We start from the raw sequence: 18555 nt of genomic DNA, 5'->3' as shown, positions 1-18555 counted from the left end.
AACCTATTTTCTCTACTTAAAACAACATTATTGTTATATATTATAATTATAAGTTTTTAAATTTTGGAGGCGTTACATATTGCAGAAATTACTTTTTACTAAATGGACAGTTATTATTTCTATTTTCATCATTTTCGGTACAATTTTCTACGTTACTAATGTTAAAAATAACAACGAAAAAGCACCTGTAGAAACAGCGGATACAAAAACTTTCAAAACGAAATTACAACCTAAAATTAATGAATTGACTACTACTTATAATAACATCATCGAAAAAGATTGGTTGCCTGCCTGGGAAGAGATTAACACGAATGGAGATTCAGTAGATCGAAATAAACTATTAGTTACAATGAATGCCGTTTCCAAGCAGTATGAAACAATTATGAACGAAATAGACACACTTAAAATTGAAGAAAACATCACAGATATAGATATACAAAAACAACTACTTCAATTCACAACTCAGTTTAAATCCGCATCAAATTTCATGAAAAATGCAGCAAATTTGATTATAGACGGAACAAATAACTCTATTCCAACCAATGAAACTATTGAAAAAACAACACAAGCTTTAGGACTTGCGGATCAACATATTGTCATCGCTTTATCTACTTTAAATGAAGTTGAAGATAAATTAGGACTTACAAAAAAATAAAACTATTTACTATTTTAAAATAAAAAATGATTGCAATTCACAATTTGTATGTCTATAATATTTTTATTGATTTACAATCAATGTGTTTATAAATTTTATAATTCGGATGAACCATTCAGGAGAAGGTCTATTGATCTACCGACGGGGCAAAAAGTTGTTATACCAACTTTGAAACTCTCAGGTCTTGGTTACAAGTAGAACTGCATGGGGACGAATCTCTGGAGAGACTCCCTCTCGCTTTTATAGAGCGCGGAGGAAAACGAGCACCGAAGGAGCAAATCCGCTACTTTAGCGGATAATCTCTCAGGTAAAAGGACAGAGACAAGCGAAAGAAAAAGCCGATTGTATCGGTTTATTTTTCTATCCCTTGTTTCTCCAGAGACCATTTCATTTACTTGAAGTGGTTTTTATTTTTTCTAAAAAAGGAGAATAAAGATGGAGACAGTAAGTAAAGTATTAGAACAACTAAATCAATACGTGTGGGGATTACCAACTTTGCTGCTACTCGTTGGAACTGGTGTCGTTCTCACAGTGCGTTTAAAAGGTTTACAGTTTAGTAAACTATTATACGCTCACAAACTAGCTTTTAAAAAATCAGAAGATACTACTTCTTCTGGAGATATCAGTCACTTCCAAGCACTTATGACAGCTATGGCCGCAACGATTGGTATGGGAAATATAGCTGGTGTTGCAACAGCTGTTACTATAGGTGGACCTGGTGCAATATTTTGGATGTGGATTACCGCATTGTTCGGTATGGCAACAAAGTATGCTGAAGCAATACTTGCAGTGAAATACCGTGTTAGTAATGAAAATGGTGAATATTCAGGTGGGCCAATGTATTATTTAGAACGTGGTTTAGGTAAGAAATGGCTAGCAGTATTATTCGCTATATTCGGTACAACTGCTTCTTTCGGTATTGGTAATATGGTGCAATCTAATTCAGTTGCAGAGGCAATGCGAATTAATTTCTCTTTCCCTCCTGCTTTAACTGGTATACTAATGGCATTTTTAATCGCAATTGTTATTTTAGGCGGTGTAAAAAAAATTGGGAAAGTGACGGGATATGTTGTTCCTATTAAAGCTTTCTTTTATATAATTGCTGGTCTTATAATTATTTTCTATCACTACGACCAAATTCCTGAAGCATTTTCACTTATTTTTTCTGGTGCATTTAATGGTACAGCAGCTGCTGGTGGTTTTATTGGGGCAACAGTTGCATCAGCTATTCAAATCGGAATGGCGCGTGGTGTATTTGCGAACGAAGCTGGTTTAGGGAGTGCACCAATTGCTGCTGCGGCTGCAAAAACTGATTCCCCTGCAAAACAAGCTTTAGTTTCAATGACTGGTACTTTTCTAGATACGTTTATTGTATGTACAATTACAGGACTAGTATTAATTACTACAGGTGCTTGGAAATCTGGTAAAACTGGCGTTGAAGCTACAACACTTGCATTCCAATCTGTATTTGGTACTGCTGGTAGTATGATTCTCGGTATCGCAATTATTTTATTTGCCTACTCTACTATTTTAGGCTGGTCGTATTATGGAGAAAAATGTGTAGCTTATTTATTCGGAGAAAGTGCTGTTAAATATTATAAAGCAATCTTTATCGTCATGATTGCAATTGGTGCTAATTTAAAGCTAGGAATCGTATGGACATTTGCTGATATTGCAAATGGACTTATGGCCATTCCAAACTTAATTGGTCTAATTGGATTAAGTAGTATTGTTGTTGCTGAAACGAATCGCTTTTTACAAGCAGAGAAATTGAAAGAAAATAATAAAAAACAGGCAAGTTAATCTATGAAAAAAGGAATGACTCATACATGATGGGCATTCCTTTTTTCATCCCCTCTTTTACTTAATTACTATCATTAAAAATATATTTATATCAATGTTTACTCCTTTTTATTCCTCCAAAAGTTTTTCACATAAATGTCATAAATCGTATGGTCTAACTATATAGTTGAAAAGGAATGCGACATTAAAGTGTCGCTGAAAAACTCATCCAAGAAAAGGGAGGAAAAATCTTTTGAAAAACAAAATCATTGTTTTCCTATCTGTTTTATCATTTATTATTGGTGGTTTCTTCTTTAACACGAATGCTTCAAGTGCTGAAACATCATCTACTGATTACGTTCCTAACCAATTAATCGTTAAGTTCAAACAAAATACATCTTTAAGTAATGTGCAATCTTTTCATAAATCTGTCGGAGCTAATGTCTTATCTAAAGATGATAAGTTAGGTTTTGAAGTCGTACAATTTTCAAAAGGTACTGTAAAAGAAAAAATAAAGAGTTATAAAAATAATCCAGATGTGGAATATGCAGAACCGAATTATTACGTTCACGCCTTTTGGACTCCAAACGACCCATATTTTAATAATCAATATGGATTACAAAAGATTCAAGCTCCACAAGCTTGGGATAGCCAACGAAGTGATCCTGGTGTAAAAGTAGCTATTATTGATACAGGAGTTCAAGGCTCACACCCTGATTTGGCTTCGAAAGTAATTTACGGGCATGACTATGTTGATAACGACAATACATCTGATGATGGTAATGGTCATGGTACACATTGCGCTGGAATTACTGGAGCACTTACGAATAACAGCGTCGGAATTGCTGGTGTTGCCCCACAAACTTCAATTTATGCTGTCCGCGTATTAGATAATCAAGGAAGTGGTACTCTTGATGCTGTAGCGCAAGGTATTCGAGAAGCTGCTGATTCGGGTGCAAAAGTAATTAGTTTAAGTTTAGGAGCTCCAAATGGTGGTACTGCATTACAACAAGCCGTTCAATATGCATGGAATAAAGGCTCTGTTATAGTTGCAGCTGCTGGAAATGCTGGAAATACAAAAGCTAATTACCCTGCTTATTACAGCGAAGTAATTGCAGTTGGTTCTACAGATCAATCAGATAGAAAATCTTCATTTTCTACTTATGGTAGCTGGGTAGATGTTGCAGCACCAGGTTCAAATATATATTCAACATATAAAGGAAGCACGTATCAATCATTAAGTGGTACATCTATGGCAACACCTCATGTTGCAGGAGTCGCTGCTCTTTTAGCAAATCAAGGATATAGTAATACACAAATCCGCCAAATTATTGAATCAACTTCTGATAAAATTAGTGGTACAGGTACGTACTGGAAAAACGGTAGAGTCAATGCATATAAGGCTGTACAATACGCTAAGCAATTACAAGAAAATAAAGCTTCTTAAGAAAACTTTAATCAGTCGATCTACCATGAATGCGGAATAAAATAGAAGGAGAGACTTCTATAATTAAAGCCTCTCCTTCTTACAAACTATATTACTCTCCCTGCTTTTTAACCATATGTAAATACAGTACAAAATCCATCATTGTCGACGAATGACCAAGTTGACGGATCATCGCTGTTATATTTCCTCTATGATATGTACCATGATTTACGACATGTTGCACTAATTCTAAAATCGAAGTTTCTAATTTCCCTACATATGGATTCTCAATAACAAATACAGCATTCACATCTTGTATTGTAATTAAAAAATCTTTATATTGATTTGCCATGTTTTCAAACATTTTTTCTAATTCATGTAACGATTTAGTTTCAATTTGTTTTCGTAAATCTTCTCGGTCTTGTATTGCTTCATTCATGCTTTTACCATGCAATATATGTAACCACACTTGATCTGTAATATAAATATGCACAAAAGTATCCTTAATGGATGGAAATACACTCTGTATCTGCTCCTTAAAAATTGTCTCATAGTTTGGTAACTCTTTTAATCGATTGAATAATCTTGTATTAGCCCAAGCATGATAATCACACTGTTTTAATATATAATCTTTCAATTTATATTACCTCCTTATTGTATGAAACGAATGGTTTGTTTCTTCATTTCTGATTCTCTATCAGCCTTTGCAATCCCTTTTTCTTTCATTTCATGCTTATTTATCGTTTTATATTTTACATACGTATAAAATTCCGTTTGAAATGGAAATGGTGTAATCCGAATTATTTCCTCGTCCACCCATTCAGCTTGAATAAGTTTCTCCTCTTTACTATTAAACATTTCTGTTCCTTCAAAACCATCTTTAAATAAATCAATTTCATCTTTCTTTTTGACACCAGGCTTATTCATACATACGTATAAAGAAAGTTCATCACAAAACTTTAATAATCTATAATGTTTATCGAACATCGCAAACTGTTCCTTTGTTAACGTTTTTAAAATTCTTTTTTGTCGTTCTAATTCATGTTTATAAAATGACATCATCTCTTCATCTTCCTCGTTTAGTGGAAATGATAAAAAATGTTTACTACAAAGCAATGCCCCGTATGGATTAGAATTTTCAATTTCATTCAAACCAATCGTATAAAAAACAAAACGTAATGGGCTTGGACAATCCATAAATGTATATGGAATATTTTTAGCATCATTCAAAATTGGTACTTTATCAAGCTCTATCCATCCTCTGTCATGCTCATATATTGCATCAACTGTTTCTTTTAAATATGTTTTACTTTCAAAAAAGTCTTCTTTTATATGTTTTGCAATCTCTCCAGCTAAAAAACCATGATCATGTTGACGAATTAATATACTTTCCTTCTCATTTTTTTCACGAAAAATCATTCATATACTCCCCCTCATCCTCATATTAAAGCTTTTTATATGCATCGATTCTTAATTAATCCCTAAATAATAGAAGGGATTCAGTCTCTTGCAACGAAATTAACATAATTATATAGTATTCTATCTAATCATAGTGATAGCTTTATCTTTACTATCTATTATACTAAAACATTCATTCCAAAAATTTTTTTATGAGGTGAAAACATGAACAAAACAGAATTAATTAAAAACGTAGCTCAATCAGCTGATATTTCTCAAAAGGACGCTTCTGCAGCTGTACAATCCGTATTTGACACAATTGCTAATGCATTACAATCTGGCGATAAAGTTCAACTAATCGGTTTTGGAACTTTTGAAGTGCGCGAAAGATCTGCTCGTACAGGACGTAATCCGCAAACTGGCGAAGAAATTCAAATCGCCGCTGGTAAAGTTCCTGCATTTAAAGCAGGTAAAGAATTAAAAGAAGCTGTTAAATAACCAAGAAACCAGCCATTTTATAGGCTGGTTTCTTGGTTTTATTTAAGCAATTGCTTTATATTCTCTGCATGATACACTTCACAAATATAAAATACACATTTGCATTTACTTACAATTTGATACTTTCTAGTTGGATACACATTCGCTGTAACAGAACATCCATCAAACAATTCAATAATATTTCCAGATGGCTGATATCCTTCATATAATACATTTCTTCTTACTTCCATCTTTTCTATAAGCTTTTCAACAGGAATATTTCCACTCTCTAATTCACTCTTTATTGCGTCCGGTAAAAACGAAGTGTCTGCAAAAATTAGATTTTCAGATAACACCTTGCCTTTATAACTAACATTAGATACACGGTAAAGAAACGTTCCATCTTTATCAAAGAAATTCTTTGCTTCTTTCGGAATGTACTGTCTACCAAGTGCCTCTTGTTCAATAACATCAAACTGAACTGTATCATTTAAAAGCTTTTCTAAAGCATGAATGGATGATGTATCTCCAGAAAATAAAATATTTTTAATTGCTTGTACGTTATAAGTGAATTCATTCTTTCTATTTTCCGCTACTAACATGAGGAACACCTCTTCTATAATTTTTTTATTTAAGATTTAAAAGTGCTGCCGCATCTAATTGCGTAATTTCAGTCACTTCCTTACTGAATATTGCAACAGAGGCCCTATAATCTAAACTAGGCCTTACATCTTCCATCATTGTATTACTTGCTAACTCTTGTCTATCCTTAAAAACCAACAAGTTTGGAGGATCATTTGGAGCTGATACTGTAATATGTACTGGCGGAATCATTAGTCCTTCACCTGTCGCTTTCAGCACCGCTTCTTTTCGAGTCCAATATGTTAAAAATCCTTCTATTTTCTGTTCATTTGGCATTTTCATAACTTGCGCTATTTCAATGTCTGTTAATACACCTTCTGCCATTTTCATAACATCTACATTTGGATTCATTTGTTCTACATCTATGCCAACAGGTGCAGATTTTGTAAAAGCAACGACAACCCACTCACCTGAATGTGAAACGGATAATTGCGGCATACCTTCTGGTAATTGTGGTCTTCCATGCTGCAATTTACATACTGAGCACATTCGATCAATTGGTACTTGGACTGGTGACATAGAAAGTATCTTACCGAGAACTAATCTACTTATTACGCAACCTATTATAAAACGAGCTCGATCTGCCGAATGGTGATACGAATTTGCTTTCTCTTGCTCTATATCATTTAGTAATTTGTAATGCCATGATTGTAAATCCGAAATTCTTGCCCACCATATTTGACAATCATTCTCATTCAAAGTTGGAACAGAATCTACAACTTTACTTTCTATCATGTAAACTCTCCTTTATTCAACGAATATCAATTTTCATAAGAAAGCATACGTATATTGTTATTCATTGACAAGTACTTTCTCTTTTTTTGATACAGATAATGTTTTTTCTTTCTTCTTTGACATTACCTCTTTATCGGAAATACGTAAAGAAAATAGTAGTGCTATGAGCAAAAATATTGCTGATCCAATTAGTGCTGCTTGATATGGTAAAAAATCGGATTGAGCGTTATTACTTCCAAAACCAGCTAGTATACTAGCTAAAACAGCTACTCCTATTGCTGAACCTAGTCGATTTTGCACATTGAATATAGTAGTCGCTCTTCCCATAGAAGGCGGCGTGATATTGTTAAAGGCAGAAAATTGAACCGCACCGACAGATTGACCTAAGAAAATACCGATACCAAACAATAATGCGCGGATTTGCCACGGATTCGTATCGTGATTTACAAAACTTAATAAAACAAAGATAACCACGGTACAAATTAATCCAATAGAAATTACCTTTCGCGCTCCTAAATTTTTATATGACCATGGCACAATTTGTGAAGAAATCATTAATCCAATCGCCTCTGGAAATGTCGTAAGTCCTGATTCCAGCGCGGAAACTCCTATCACATTTTGATACATAAGTGGAAAAACAAATAACATTCCTAGTAAACCAGCTGATGAAAATAATGATATAAGGCTCATCTTTCTAAAGACTGGTTCTTTTAATAAGCGTAAATCTAACATCGGTTGCTTTACTTTCAGTTCTACGATTATAAACAATGTAATGAATACAACCCCAGCTATCCCAGTACTCATAATTTCTGGAGAAATCCACCCTTTTGATGGCCCCTGGCTGAGTGCATATATGAGCATCGCAAATCCTGGTGCTGATAAAATAAAGCCGAGAGAATCAAAGCGACCAGCTGATTTTTCAACATGCTCTGCTAAAAATAGAAGTCCAAATAGCAATGCAACGATTCCAAACGGTAGATTAATATAAAATGCCCAACGCCAAGACATTTGATCTACAAAGAAACCACCTATGATAGGACCAACTGCTGGTGCTACAGCAATTGGAAGTACAATGAACCGAGAAATCTTCGGTCTTTCCTCTGGTGAAAATGTTCGAAATAACATCGCCATTCCGACCGGTGTTAAAAGCCCTCCACCAGCACCTTGAATGATACGGAAAATATTCAATGAAGTAATATCGTTAGCCATTCCGCATAAAGCAGAGGCAATTGTAAATACGAAAAGAGCAATTAAAAATACTCTTTTCGTACCAAATCGATCTCCTAACCAACCAGAAATCGGAAGGAAAACAGCTAAACTAACTAAATACCCAACATTAACCGTCCCCATTGCAGATGGAGGTACTTGTAGTTCTTTACTTATCGTTTGTAGTGCTACATTTACAATCGTTGCGTCCATCGCAGCCATAAACATCGCAGTTATATAAACGATACTTACGACTACTTTTGGATTTAGTTTTGCTTTCATTATCGTTTTCCTGCTAATGTTTTTTCACGAACTTGATTACTTTTTGGATTCAGATCTTTCCAGTTATATTCAACATATTCTAAGCAGCTCTGCCTACTAGCTTCTTCATATACGACACTCCAGCCAATAGGTACATCGAGAAAAGCAGGCCAGAGAGAATACTGGCCCTCCTCATTTATTAATACTTTATATGTGTAATTATCATTTTCAAATGGATTCGTCATACTCTACTTACCCCTTTCTTATTCTGCAAATATTTCGCTAATACTTGTCCAATTTCCGTAAGTGGACCTGGCTGACATAAATCTTTATGTCTACAGTCAATATCATGCTGCACAATTTGCCCATCTAAATAATTTAGCCACGTATTTGGAGAAATAGGATCAAACCAGTCTGGTATAACAGTAGATCTAAAGAATAAGATATCCCCGTTATAAACTTTCGGTACATATTTCCCTAACAACCCTACTGAATTTACATATGTTTCTTTCAAGTTCAATATAGTCTCTTCTTCAAGACTTGCTAATGCACTTCCATCTTTACGAAGGATTTCAACTGCACTTTCCATTGTAAGTGGTTTACCATCCATGTTATCTGGGTCATATCCGCCTAAAGCAAGTAATGCGATTAACGCTTCCTCTTCAGTAGGCTCTTCCGTATTCGGTAAGAAGTGTCCAGGGTAAGAATCAAGCATAACGAGTAATTCTACTTTTTCCCCTTCATTTTGTAATTGCGCCGCCATTGCATGCACAACATTTCCTCCAAGCGACCAACCTAATAAACGATATGGTCCATGAGGCTGTACTTCACGAACGTGTTTCAAGTAATCCGCCGCCATCTCCTCTAAACTTTTTGGAAGTTCTTCATTTTTAGCAATACCACGTGCTTGTACACCATAGATTGGATAATCTGTTCCTAAAGATTTCATAAGTCCTGCATAGCACCAACTTAATCCACCTGCTGGATGTACACAAAATAGTGGTAATTGATCCCCGCTTGCTCGTAATGGAAGCAACACATCAAGTGCACTTTGACCATTCCCCATCTCAAGTCTTTCAGCTAACCCTGCAACATTCGGTGCTGCAAATAAAGTACCAATGTTTAGTTCCACTCCAAGCGCCTCTTTAATGCGGCTCATAAGCTGTACTGCAAGGAGTGAATGCCCACCAAGATCAAAGAATCCGTCATCAATTCCAATTTGAGGTACACTTAGCACTTCTGTAAACAAGTCACATAACATTTCTTCTTGCGGTGTTCTTGGACCACGACTAGAAGATGATGCGATAAATTCTGGAGCTGGCAATGCCTTTCTATCTAATTTACCGTTTGGAGTTAAAGGTAACTCATTTACTACTACAAAAGCGTATGGAACCATATAATCTGGTAAACTACCACTAGCAAACTGACGCATTTCATTCGTATCAATCGCTTCATTATTTGATGCAACGATATAAGAAACTAACCGTTTATCCCCTGGTTGATCTTCCCGTACAATAACGGCTACTTGCTCAACTTTAGGGTGCTTCATTATGACTGCTTCTATTTCTCCTAATTCAATTCGGAATCCACGAATTTTTATTTGATGATCTGCACGTCCTATATAATCTAGCGTCCCATCTTTACGCCAGCGAGCTAAGTCTCCTGTACGATACATTCTTGTACCTGGCTTTCCAAATGGATCTGCGATAAAGCGGTCAGCCGTTAATCCTGCTCTTCCTAAATATCCACGCGCAAGCCCTGCACCTGCAACATACATTTCTCCAACTACTCCAGGTGGCACTGGTTGTAAATAGTTGTCTAACACATACACTTTAAGGTCAGGTATACTGCACCCAATTAAACTATTTGCTCGTAAAGAGACGATAGTTTCATCTAATTCAATATAACTAACATGTACTGTCGTCTCCGTAATACCGTACATATTAATAAGCTTTGGTGCGTTATGAGGATGTCGACTATACCAATCTTCTAAGCGACTTAGCTCAAGTGCTTCTCCTCCAAAAACAACATATCGTAAAGATAATTTTTGGCCAATCTCTTCATTTTCACGATCTGCTTGCATCAATTGATAGAACGCTGATGGAGTTTGGTTTAAAACCGTAACCTTTTCTTTAACAAGAAGCTGTAAAAATTCTTTCGGTGAGCGACTTACAGTATGTGGAACTACAACTAAACGCCCTCCGTATAATAAAGGTCCCCAAATTTCCCAAACCGAGAAATCAAAAGCGTATGAATGGAACATCGTCCAAACATCGTTTCCGTCAAACTGGAACCAATGATCAGTTGCTCCTAAAAGTCTTACTACATTTTGATGAGGTATCATAACGCCTTTCGGTCTACCCGTTGAGCCTGACGTATAAATAACGTAAGCAATATGTGATGGAGATAATGGCTTAATTCGTTCCACTTCATCAATATTGTCATCACTATATTTCTCAACTTCTGCTATTACTTTCACATCATCAACTAAAACTTTTAGTGTCTCATCACATTCAATTTCCACTTCTGAATTCGTTAAAACACATGATGGTTTCGCATCGTGTAGCATAAATGAAATGCGGTCTGCTGGGTAATCTGGATCTAACGGAAGGTATCCAGCACCAGCTTTAAGAACAGCTAATAAGCTTACAACCATGTTTAATGATCTTGGCATCGCTAAAGCAACGAGTTGATCAGGACCAATCCCTTTTGCTATTAGGAATCGAGCAATTTTATTTGCTTTTCTATTTAACTCTTCATAAGTTAATTTCTTATTTTCAAAGACAACAGCTATAGAATTTGCATTTATATGAGCCTGCTTTTCAAACAATTGTAGCAATGTCATTTCTGGTGCAATTTGAAAACCACCATTCCACTTTTCTAACACTGTATTTTTCTCTGCTACAGTTAATATTTCTAATCTGCCAATTGATTGATCCGGATTTGTAGCTGCATCATCTAATAACAAAATGAATCGTTCTATTAGTTTTTGAACCGTTTCACGTTTATATAAATCGGTACTAAACTCTAGTAATCCATGTAAACCGTTCGGAGTACCATCAACCTCGTTACTCTCAATAATTTCAAATGTTAAATCAAATTTTGCAGAACCAACGCTTTGAATTTCAAGGCTCGCTTCTAAACCTGGTACATGAAACGTTGCTTCTGGTGTATTTTGAAAAGCTAACATAACTTGAAACAACGGGTGGCTGTTTCGAGTACGTACTGGATTTAACACTTCAACAAGCCTTTCAAATGGAACATCTTGATTTTCATAAGCTGCAAGATTTACCTGCTTCACTCTATTTAATAATTCTTTAAAACTTGGATCTCCTGACGTATTTGTACGTAACACTAATGTATTTACAAATAAACCAACAATATCTGAAAGTACATCATCATTTCTTCCAGCAATCGGACTTCCAATTGGTATATCAGTGCCTGCACCTAATCTTGTAAATAGTGCACTAAGCCCTGCTTGCAATACCATAAACAAACTAACTCCATTTTTACGTGCAAGCTCTACTAACCTACTATGCATACCTTCATCTATATGAAAATGAATTGTTTCCCCGCGGTAACTCGTCTCAATTGGACGCTGGAAATCTGTAGGTAACTCCATTTGGTCTGGTAAACCTTTAAGTTCTTCTTTCCAAAAATCTAATTGTGTTGAAATAAGACTCTCTGGTGTCGTTTCATCACCTAGCAATTGCTGTTGCCAAAGTGCATAATCTGCGTATTGAACTGGTAGTGTCTCCAGCTGAACTCTGTCACCTTGACATCGTGCTTTATACGCCGCTGTAAAATCTCTCGTTAACGGCTGTAATGACCAGCCATCACCTACAATATGATGCAATAGAATTAATAATACATGTTCGGTTTCACTCACTGTAAAAAGTTGCAAACGAACTGCCGGCTCAATATCGAGGTTAAAACTATATCTTACCGCCTTTGAAAGTACACTTTCTAATTCATCTTTACATGTATTAGTTATTACCATTTCTAGATTTAAGTTTTCCATATCTAAAATTTTCTGATAGGAACTACCTAATACGTTAGGGAAAATTGTTCTAAGTGTTTCATGTTTCTCAACTACATCATAAAAAGCACCTTGTAATGCTTCCCGATTCAATATTCCATTCATACGAATGACTAGCGGAATATTATAAGTAGGACTTGGACCTTCTAAACAATTTAAGAACCATAACCTGCGCTGTGCAAATGAAAGTGGAATTTCATTTGGCCTACTTGCTTTCTGAATAGCTGGTCTTGCACTTTTTGCATGGTTTAATTGTTTCGCCAGTTCGGCAACAGTTGGTGATTCAAATAGTTTCCCGATTCCTAATTCCACACTTAACGTTTCACGAATTCTTGCCATTAAACGAGATGCGAGAAGTGAATGTCCACCCATTTCAAAGAAATTATCATCAATGCTAATTCGAGAAACACCTAGTACTTCTGCAAATAAATCACATAATATTTCTTCTTTCGGATTTCTAGCAACTCTCTCATTGTTCATTCCATTAAAATCAGGAGCAGGTAATTTCTTTCTGTCAACCTTACCATTTGGCGTTAATGGTAATTCTTCTAGCACAACAAATGCCGATGGTATCATATAATTCGCTAAACTTTCTGAAACATAAGAACGAATTTCTGAAAGATTAATCGGTTCCTTTTCTTCTGCAACGATATACGCAATGATGCGTTTATCATTTGGACGATCTTCTCGTACCATTACTACCGCTTGTTGAATATTTTCATGTCGTTGTAATACCGTTTCAATTTCAGCTAATTCAATTCGGAATCCACGAATTTTAATTTGATAATCTGCGCGACTAATGTACTCTAACGCACCATCACTACGCCATTTCACAAGATCTCCTGTACGGTACATGCGCTTCCCTGATTCTCCATAAGGATTTGCAACAAACCGTTCAGCTGTTAACTCAGGTTTTCCTAAATATCCGCTTGCAAGTCCTTCCCCTGCAATATATAATTCACCAATAATTCCAGGTGGAACTGGTTGTAGCCCTGCATCCAATACATACACTTCTGTATTGCAAATTGGCTTTCCAATAGGTGGTATACCCTTTTCACCTTCATCAATGTTCATGAAAGTAGACCAAATCGTCGTTTCAGTTGGTCCATATAAATTAGTTATTGAACAACCTAATTCTTTTAATTTATTTGCTAAATGCGCTGGGAGAGCTTCACCACCAACAAGTATATTTAGCCCTTGTAGCTTCTCTGGATAATCAGTTACTAACGCCTGCCAAAGCGTCGGTGTAGCCTGCATAATTGTCACTCTTTCTTCTTGTAAAAGTGTCGTTAATGCTGATGGCTCTTGTATGTCTTCTTTTTGCGCAATTGTTAAACTTGCACCACTAATAAGAGGTAAATAAATTTCTAGAGCAGAAATATCAAACGCAAACGTTGTAACTGCTAATAAATGATCATTTTCATTTAATGAAAACTTTTGCTGCATAGCCATTAAAAAGTTACTTAAACCTCTCATAGGAACAATTACACCTTTTGGGTTTCCTGTTGAGCCTGAAGTATATATTGTATAGGCTGGGTTTAAAAGTGATACATCATTCTTACATGCTATATTCATACGAGAATATGTATGTAACGCTAGTTTCGTTTCTTCGTCATCTAATACAATTTTTTTCATATCCTTTTCTATAACTAACTTAGATGAAACAGATGAATGTGTTATGATACAAACTGGTTTTGCATCATTTACTATATAATTAACTCTTTCTGCTGGGTATTCTGGATCTATTGGTAAATACGCTGCACCAGCCTTTAAGACTGCTAGCATACTAACTACCATTTCTATTGATCTAGGGAATACTAAAGCTACAAACTGATTTGGTCGTATTCCTTCTTCTACTAAATAATGTGCTAGTTCATTCGCTCGTTCATTTAGCTCTTTATACGTAAGGATTACACCGTCACAAGTAATCGCTAGTTTATTTGGATTTTTTTGCACTTGTTTTTCAAATGATATAGGTAAACTGATTAACTCATCGTCTTCCTTCGTTTCATTCCATTCCAATAAAACTTTATGATTTTCTTCAGGCAGAGTAATGTTTATTTTTCCAATCGGCTCGTTTTTCTCATAATTATTTATTACTAATTCAAATAGATTCATAAATCTTTCTTTATGCAATGCTAGCTCTGCGCCATTATATACTTCGGGATTCGCATCAAAATGAATCATTAGCTCATTTTGATCAAAACGTTTATATACATTTATCGATAAATCATCTACAGGTCCTGCTGATAAGTTATGCGTAATACCACGATTTCCAGCAAAATTAAGCCCGTAATCAAAAGGCATAACATTCACTAACGGTCCAAACAACCTTTGATTTTCACCTAGTAACTTTAAGTCTCTTCTTAATTCCTCATGACGGTATTTATAATGGCGACGTACATCTCGGATTTCTTTAGAAACTTGCTGCAATAATTCCGCAAGAGTTATATTTGGAGTTACTGTAATACGAAGTGGAACTAAATTCATTACCATACTTGGTGTATGAATAGATACAGAACCTAGACGTCCCATCATCGGTAAACCTAAAACAATATCATTTTCACCTGTTAATTTATGCATATAAATACTTGTTACAGCCACAATGAATTCCGGCCAACTTGTTAACGAAATATTGATATCTTCTAGTAAAGTTTTCGTGCTAGAACTAGATAAATAAGCTGTTTCTCGTGAAAATCCATTTGATGTTCTCGGTGCTCGTTCTGCCAAACTTACAACTTCTGGGGCATCTGCAAACTTTTCTAACCAAAAAGTACGATTTTCCTGAAATTGTTTAGACTCACGATACTCGATATCTTCTTGCACGACTTTTGCAAGAGAACCAAATGGCTTTTCACTCTTGTTTGTTTCTTCTATAAGTGATGTATACTCATTCGCTACCTTTTGGCTAAGAAGTGAAAATCCATAGCCATCCATCACAATGTGATGGATGCGCTGATACCAAAAGAAACGATTATTTTCAACTTGAATAAGTGCTTCAGTAAATAATATATCTTTTTTCAAATTGACTGGTATAGATAAATCATTTTTCATCCATACTTTAGCAGCTTCTTCAGGGTTTTCTTCTTTACGAACGTCAATAAAATGCATATGAAACTGTGATTCTTCAACAACTTGCCATGGGCCAATTTCATCCTCTTCGAAGCGGACGTGAAGTGCCTCTGCTTCCCTTACAACTTTACGTACAGCTAATTCAAAAATGTCTTGATAAATATTTCCGTTTATTTCTACATATTCCCCAGTATTATATATCGGATTAAGCGGATCTAATTGTTGCGCAAACCACATACCAGACTGCGCAGATGATAACGAATGACGAATCTTTTGACTGTTAGGCATTCTTTACTACCCCTTTATTATGTAGTCTATTTGTTACAGCACCTGTGCTGTTTGTGAAGATAGTAAACTGTACCAACCTGCAACAGTTGGACGTTCTGCTAAATCTGCAAAAGTGATTTCTTTCCCTTCACGACGCCACTTCTCTACTAAACTCATAATTCTGACCGAATCAAGCCCTCTATTTAATAAGTCCTCATCAATATCAATACTCTCTACTGGCTCACGAAGTAGTTGTGCAACTAGTTCATGCACTTCCTGTATAATGATTCCTTCACTCTCATCACCTTTTACACTTTGTAAATCTTTTAACAGTAGGTTTGTTGATGTCGTTACTGCACATCTATTAGATGCATACTCCAATGCTTGTTTATGATGCTCTAGTGAAAAATCAGCAACTGCATCTGCTACAAAGAACGGCTCTATACCATCCATAAATGCTTCACAAGCTGTTAAAAGGCATCCAATATGCGCATAAATACCGCAAATAATGAGTTGATCTCTTCCTTGTTCATTTAATATTTCTAATAGATTTGTCTTTTTAAATGCACTATATCTCCATTTTGTTAGGAATATATCATCCTCATCAGGAGTAAGTTCATCAACAATTTTCTTTTTATCTGGTCCAGCAGGAATACCGTCACCCCAAAAGTCTTGTAATAAACCTCTTTGTTCTAACGTTTGTCCACCAGGTTGTGCTGTATAAACAACTGGTATACCAAGTTCCTTACATTTTTCTCTTATCATTTTAATATTTGAAATAAGTTCTACTTTTGGTGATTCTTTATCGCTATATGCATCAAGAAAATATTCTTGCATGTCATGAATTAAAAGTACTGCACGTTTCGGGTCTGGTGTCCAATTCACTTTATTTTTTGGTAGTTCTGATTCAATTGGCATTTTATATACTGAAATAGATGGGATAGCCATCTAATCACTTCCTTCCGGTTTTTATTATTGTTTTACTGTAATAAGTTTTTCAGCAATGACTTTACGTAGTTCTTTTTTGCTGACTTTTCCGACTCCTGTTTGCGGGAATGATTCAATAAATTCAATTCGATCTGGAATTTTATAAGCCGCTATACCACGTTCTCTTAAAAACATTTTTAATTCACTTACTGCCGGAACTTGTCCGCGGGCTATAACAAAAGCACAGGTGCGTTCACCTAAATAATCGTCAGGCATAGATACAATTGCTACGTCATGGACCGCATCGTGTGCTAATAAATGATTTTCAACTTCTTCCGCAGCAACTTTCTCACCACCACGGTTAATTTGATCTTTATCTCTTCCTTCTACAATGATGTATCCTTGTTCATTTACTTTTACAAGATCACCTGTGCGATAAAATCCATCCTTTGTAAATGATCGTGCATTATGCTCTTCAGCTTTATAGTAACCATGAATTGTATATGGACCTCTTGTTAATAAACTACCTACTTCGCCAGGTTGTACATCGTTGTCATTTTCATCAACAACTCGTACTTCATCGAGTGCAGACATTGGTCTACCTTGTGTATGAATAATAATTTCTTCCGGATCGTCTAATCTTGTATAGTTCACTAATCCTTCCGCCATACCGAATACTTGCTGTAACGTACATCCAAATGTAGGGCGTATACGTCTTGCAACCTCAGCGCTAAACTTAGCACCACCTACTTGAATAACCTCTAGGCTCGATAAATTGGTATTACGAGAAGATGCAGCATCAAGCCAAATCATTGCTAATGGCGGAACGAGCGCTGTAATTGTAACTTTTTCTTTTTCAATAAGAGCAAATGCCTCATCTGGACTACCACCAGTTGCCAATACCACTTTTCCACCCGCATAGAAAGTTCCAAATGTCCCTGGAGAACTCATTGGGTAATTGTGTGCTACTGGAAGAACTGCCATATAGACGCTTTCTGCATTCAAATTACAAATTTCAGCGCTTACACGTAAACTATAAATATAGTCATCATGTGTTCTAGGAATTAATTTAGAAAGACCTGTTGTCCCTCCTGATAATTGGAGAAATGCAACATCACTTGGCTGAACTTCTGGTAATGAGACGGGATCCATATACAGATCATTTATGTTCACAAACTCTTCTTCTTCCCCCACTACAATTACACGTTGTAAAGTTGGCACTTTCTCTTTCACTTCTCTTGCTAGTTTTCGATAATCAAAACCGAGAGCCTTATCTGAAATAACGTAAGCGCTCGCCTCGCCAAACTCACAAAAATAACTAATTTCACTGCTTCGATGTGAAGGTAGTGCAAAGACAGGAAGCGCTCCAATTCGAAATAGTGCAAAACATATTTCGAAAAACTCGATAATGTTAGGTAACTGGATTACAACTCTGTCCTCTTTCTTTATTCCTAAATTCAGTAAACCTGCTGCTAAACGATCTGCATTTTTATCAAGTTCACTATATGTTATATGCTTCTTACCACTTACAACCGCGATTCGATCTCCATATTTCTCAGCCCGCTCTCTTAACACTCCTCCAAATGTTTCACCAAGCCAACATCCTTCTTCTCGATAATGATCGGCAAATTCTTTTGGCCATTCTGTATAACCTACTAGCATTCTTTC

At 35.8% G+C, this 18555-nt stretch carries 13 protein-coding genes and 1 riboswitch; of the genes, 4 read left to right on the top strand and 9 right to left on the bottom strand.

Going from position 1 to position 18555, the window contains the following annotated elements; all coding sequences use genetic code 11:
• Positions 1-79: 79 nt before the first annotated feature.
• The 3 genes from CQ064_RS21200 to CQ064_RS21190 all read left to right on the top strand — a co-directional run bounded on the left by CQ064_RS21200 (position 80) and on the right by CQ064_RS21190 (position 3884).
• Positions 80-655 carry a hypothetical protein gene (locus CQ064_RS21200; RefSeq protein ID WP_001170868.1) on the top strand — a complete coding sequence of 192 codons (576 nt, stop codon included), beginning with the start codon at positions 80-82 and terminating at the stop codon, positions 653-655.
• A gap of 208 nt (positions 656-863) precedes the next feature.
• Positions 864-984: riboswitch (glycine riboswitch) on the top strand.
• A gap of 106 nt (positions 985-1090) precedes the next feature.
• Positions 1091-2458, top strand: a complete 1368-nt coding sequence (locus CQ064_RS21195) for an alanine/glycine:cation symporter family protein (RefSeq protein WP_000451041.1) — start codon at positions 1091-1093, stop codon at positions 2456-2458.
• 232 nt (positions 2459-2690) lie between these two features.
• Positions 2691-3884 carry a S8 family peptidase gene (locus CQ064_RS21190; protein WP_000790922.1) on the top strand — a complete coding sequence of 398 codons (1194 nt, stop codon included), beginning with the start codon at positions 2691-2693 and terminating at the stop codon, positions 3882-3884.
• Between the two features lie 91 nt (positions 3885-3975).
• Here the strand turns inward: CQ064_RS21190 and CQ064_RS21185 are convergent, their stop codons facing one another.
• Entirely contained in the window at positions 3976-4500 is a 525-nt protein-coding gene (locus CQ064_RS21185) for a DinB family protein (protein ID WP_000656263.1), read from the bottom strand.
• 14 nt (positions 4501-4514) lie between these two features.
• Positions 4515-5282 (bottom strand): DUF3891 family protein, encoded by a 768-nt coding sequence (locus CQ064_RS21180; RefSeq protein WP_000577299.1) that lies wholly within the window; start codon positions 5280-5282, stop codon positions 4515-4517.
• A gap of 204 nt (positions 5283-5486) precedes the next feature.
• Between CQ064_RS21180 and CQ064_RS21175 the strand changes: the two genes are divergently transcribed.
• Positions 5487-5759: an HU family DNA-binding protein gene (locus CQ064_RS21175; RefSeq protein ID WP_001043905.1), complete on the top strand. Its 273-nt coding sequence runs from the start codon at positions 5487-5489 to the stop codon at positions 5757-5759.
• Positions 5760-5797: 38 nt separating this feature from the next.
• On the opposite strand, the gene CQ064_RS21170 is transcribed toward CQ064_RS21175, so the two are convergent.
• From CQ064_RS21170 to CQ064_RS21140, 7 genes are read right to left on the bottom strand one after another with little or no spacing between them, the layout of a single operon-like run.
• The gene (locus CQ064_RS21170; RefSeq protein WP_000959124.1) at positions 5798-6340 is read right to left on the bottom strand and encodes a hypothetical protein; all 543 of its coding nucleotides are present in this window, start codon (positions 6338-6340) and stop codon (positions 5798-5800) included.
• A gap of 25 nt (positions 6341-6365) precedes the next feature.
• Complete coding sequence (gene sfp / locus CQ064_RS21165) at positions 6366-7115, bottom strand: 4'-phosphopantetheinyl transferase Sfp (protein WP_000573028.1); 750 nt, start codon at positions 7113-7115, stop codon at positions 6366-6368.
• A 57-nt stretch (positions 7116-7172) separates the two neighbouring features.
• A complete protein-coding gene (locus tag CQ064_RS21160; protein ID WP_000644935.1) occupies positions 7173-8603 on the bottom strand; it encodes an MDR family MFS transporter in 1431 nt (476 codons plus the stop codon).
• On the bottom strand, positions 8603-8827 hold the full coding sequence (locus CQ064_RS21155) for an MbtH family protein (RefSeq protein WP_000184060.1): 225 nt from the start codon (positions 8825-8827) through the stop codon (positions 8603-8605). Before CQ064_RS21155 ends, CQ064_RS21160 begins: the two co-directional genes overlap by 1 nt.
• On the bottom strand, positions 8824-15981 hold the full coding sequence (locus CQ064_RS21150; RefSeq protein WP_001133932.1) for an amino acid adenylation domain-containing protein: 7158 nt from the start codon (positions 15979-15981) through the stop codon (positions 8824-8826). Before CQ064_RS21150 ends, CQ064_RS21155 begins: the two co-directional genes overlap by 4 nt.
• 33 nt (positions 15982-16014) lie before the next feature.
• Complete coding sequence (locus CQ064_RS21145; protein ID WP_001007257.1) at positions 16015-16908, bottom strand: isochorismatase family protein; 894 nt, start codon at positions 16906-16908, stop codon at positions 16015-16017.
• Between the two features lie 24 nt (positions 16909-16932).
• Complete coding sequence (locus CQ064_RS21140) at positions 16933-18549, bottom strand: (2,3-dihydroxybenzoyl)adenylate synthase (protein ID WP_000960112.1); 1617 nt, start codon at positions 18547-18549, stop codon at positions 16933-16935.
• Between the last annotated feature and the right edge of the window lie 6 nt (positions 18550-18555).

Source organism: Bacillus sp. MYb78 (assembly GCF_002975115.1).
GTDB classification, from domain to species: Bacteria; Bacillota; Bacilli; order Bacillales; family Bacillaceae_G; genus Bacillus_A; species Bacillus_A cereus.
Note: the sequence above shows the minus strand (reverse complement) of the source record. Positions and strands in the feature narration are given on the sequence as shown.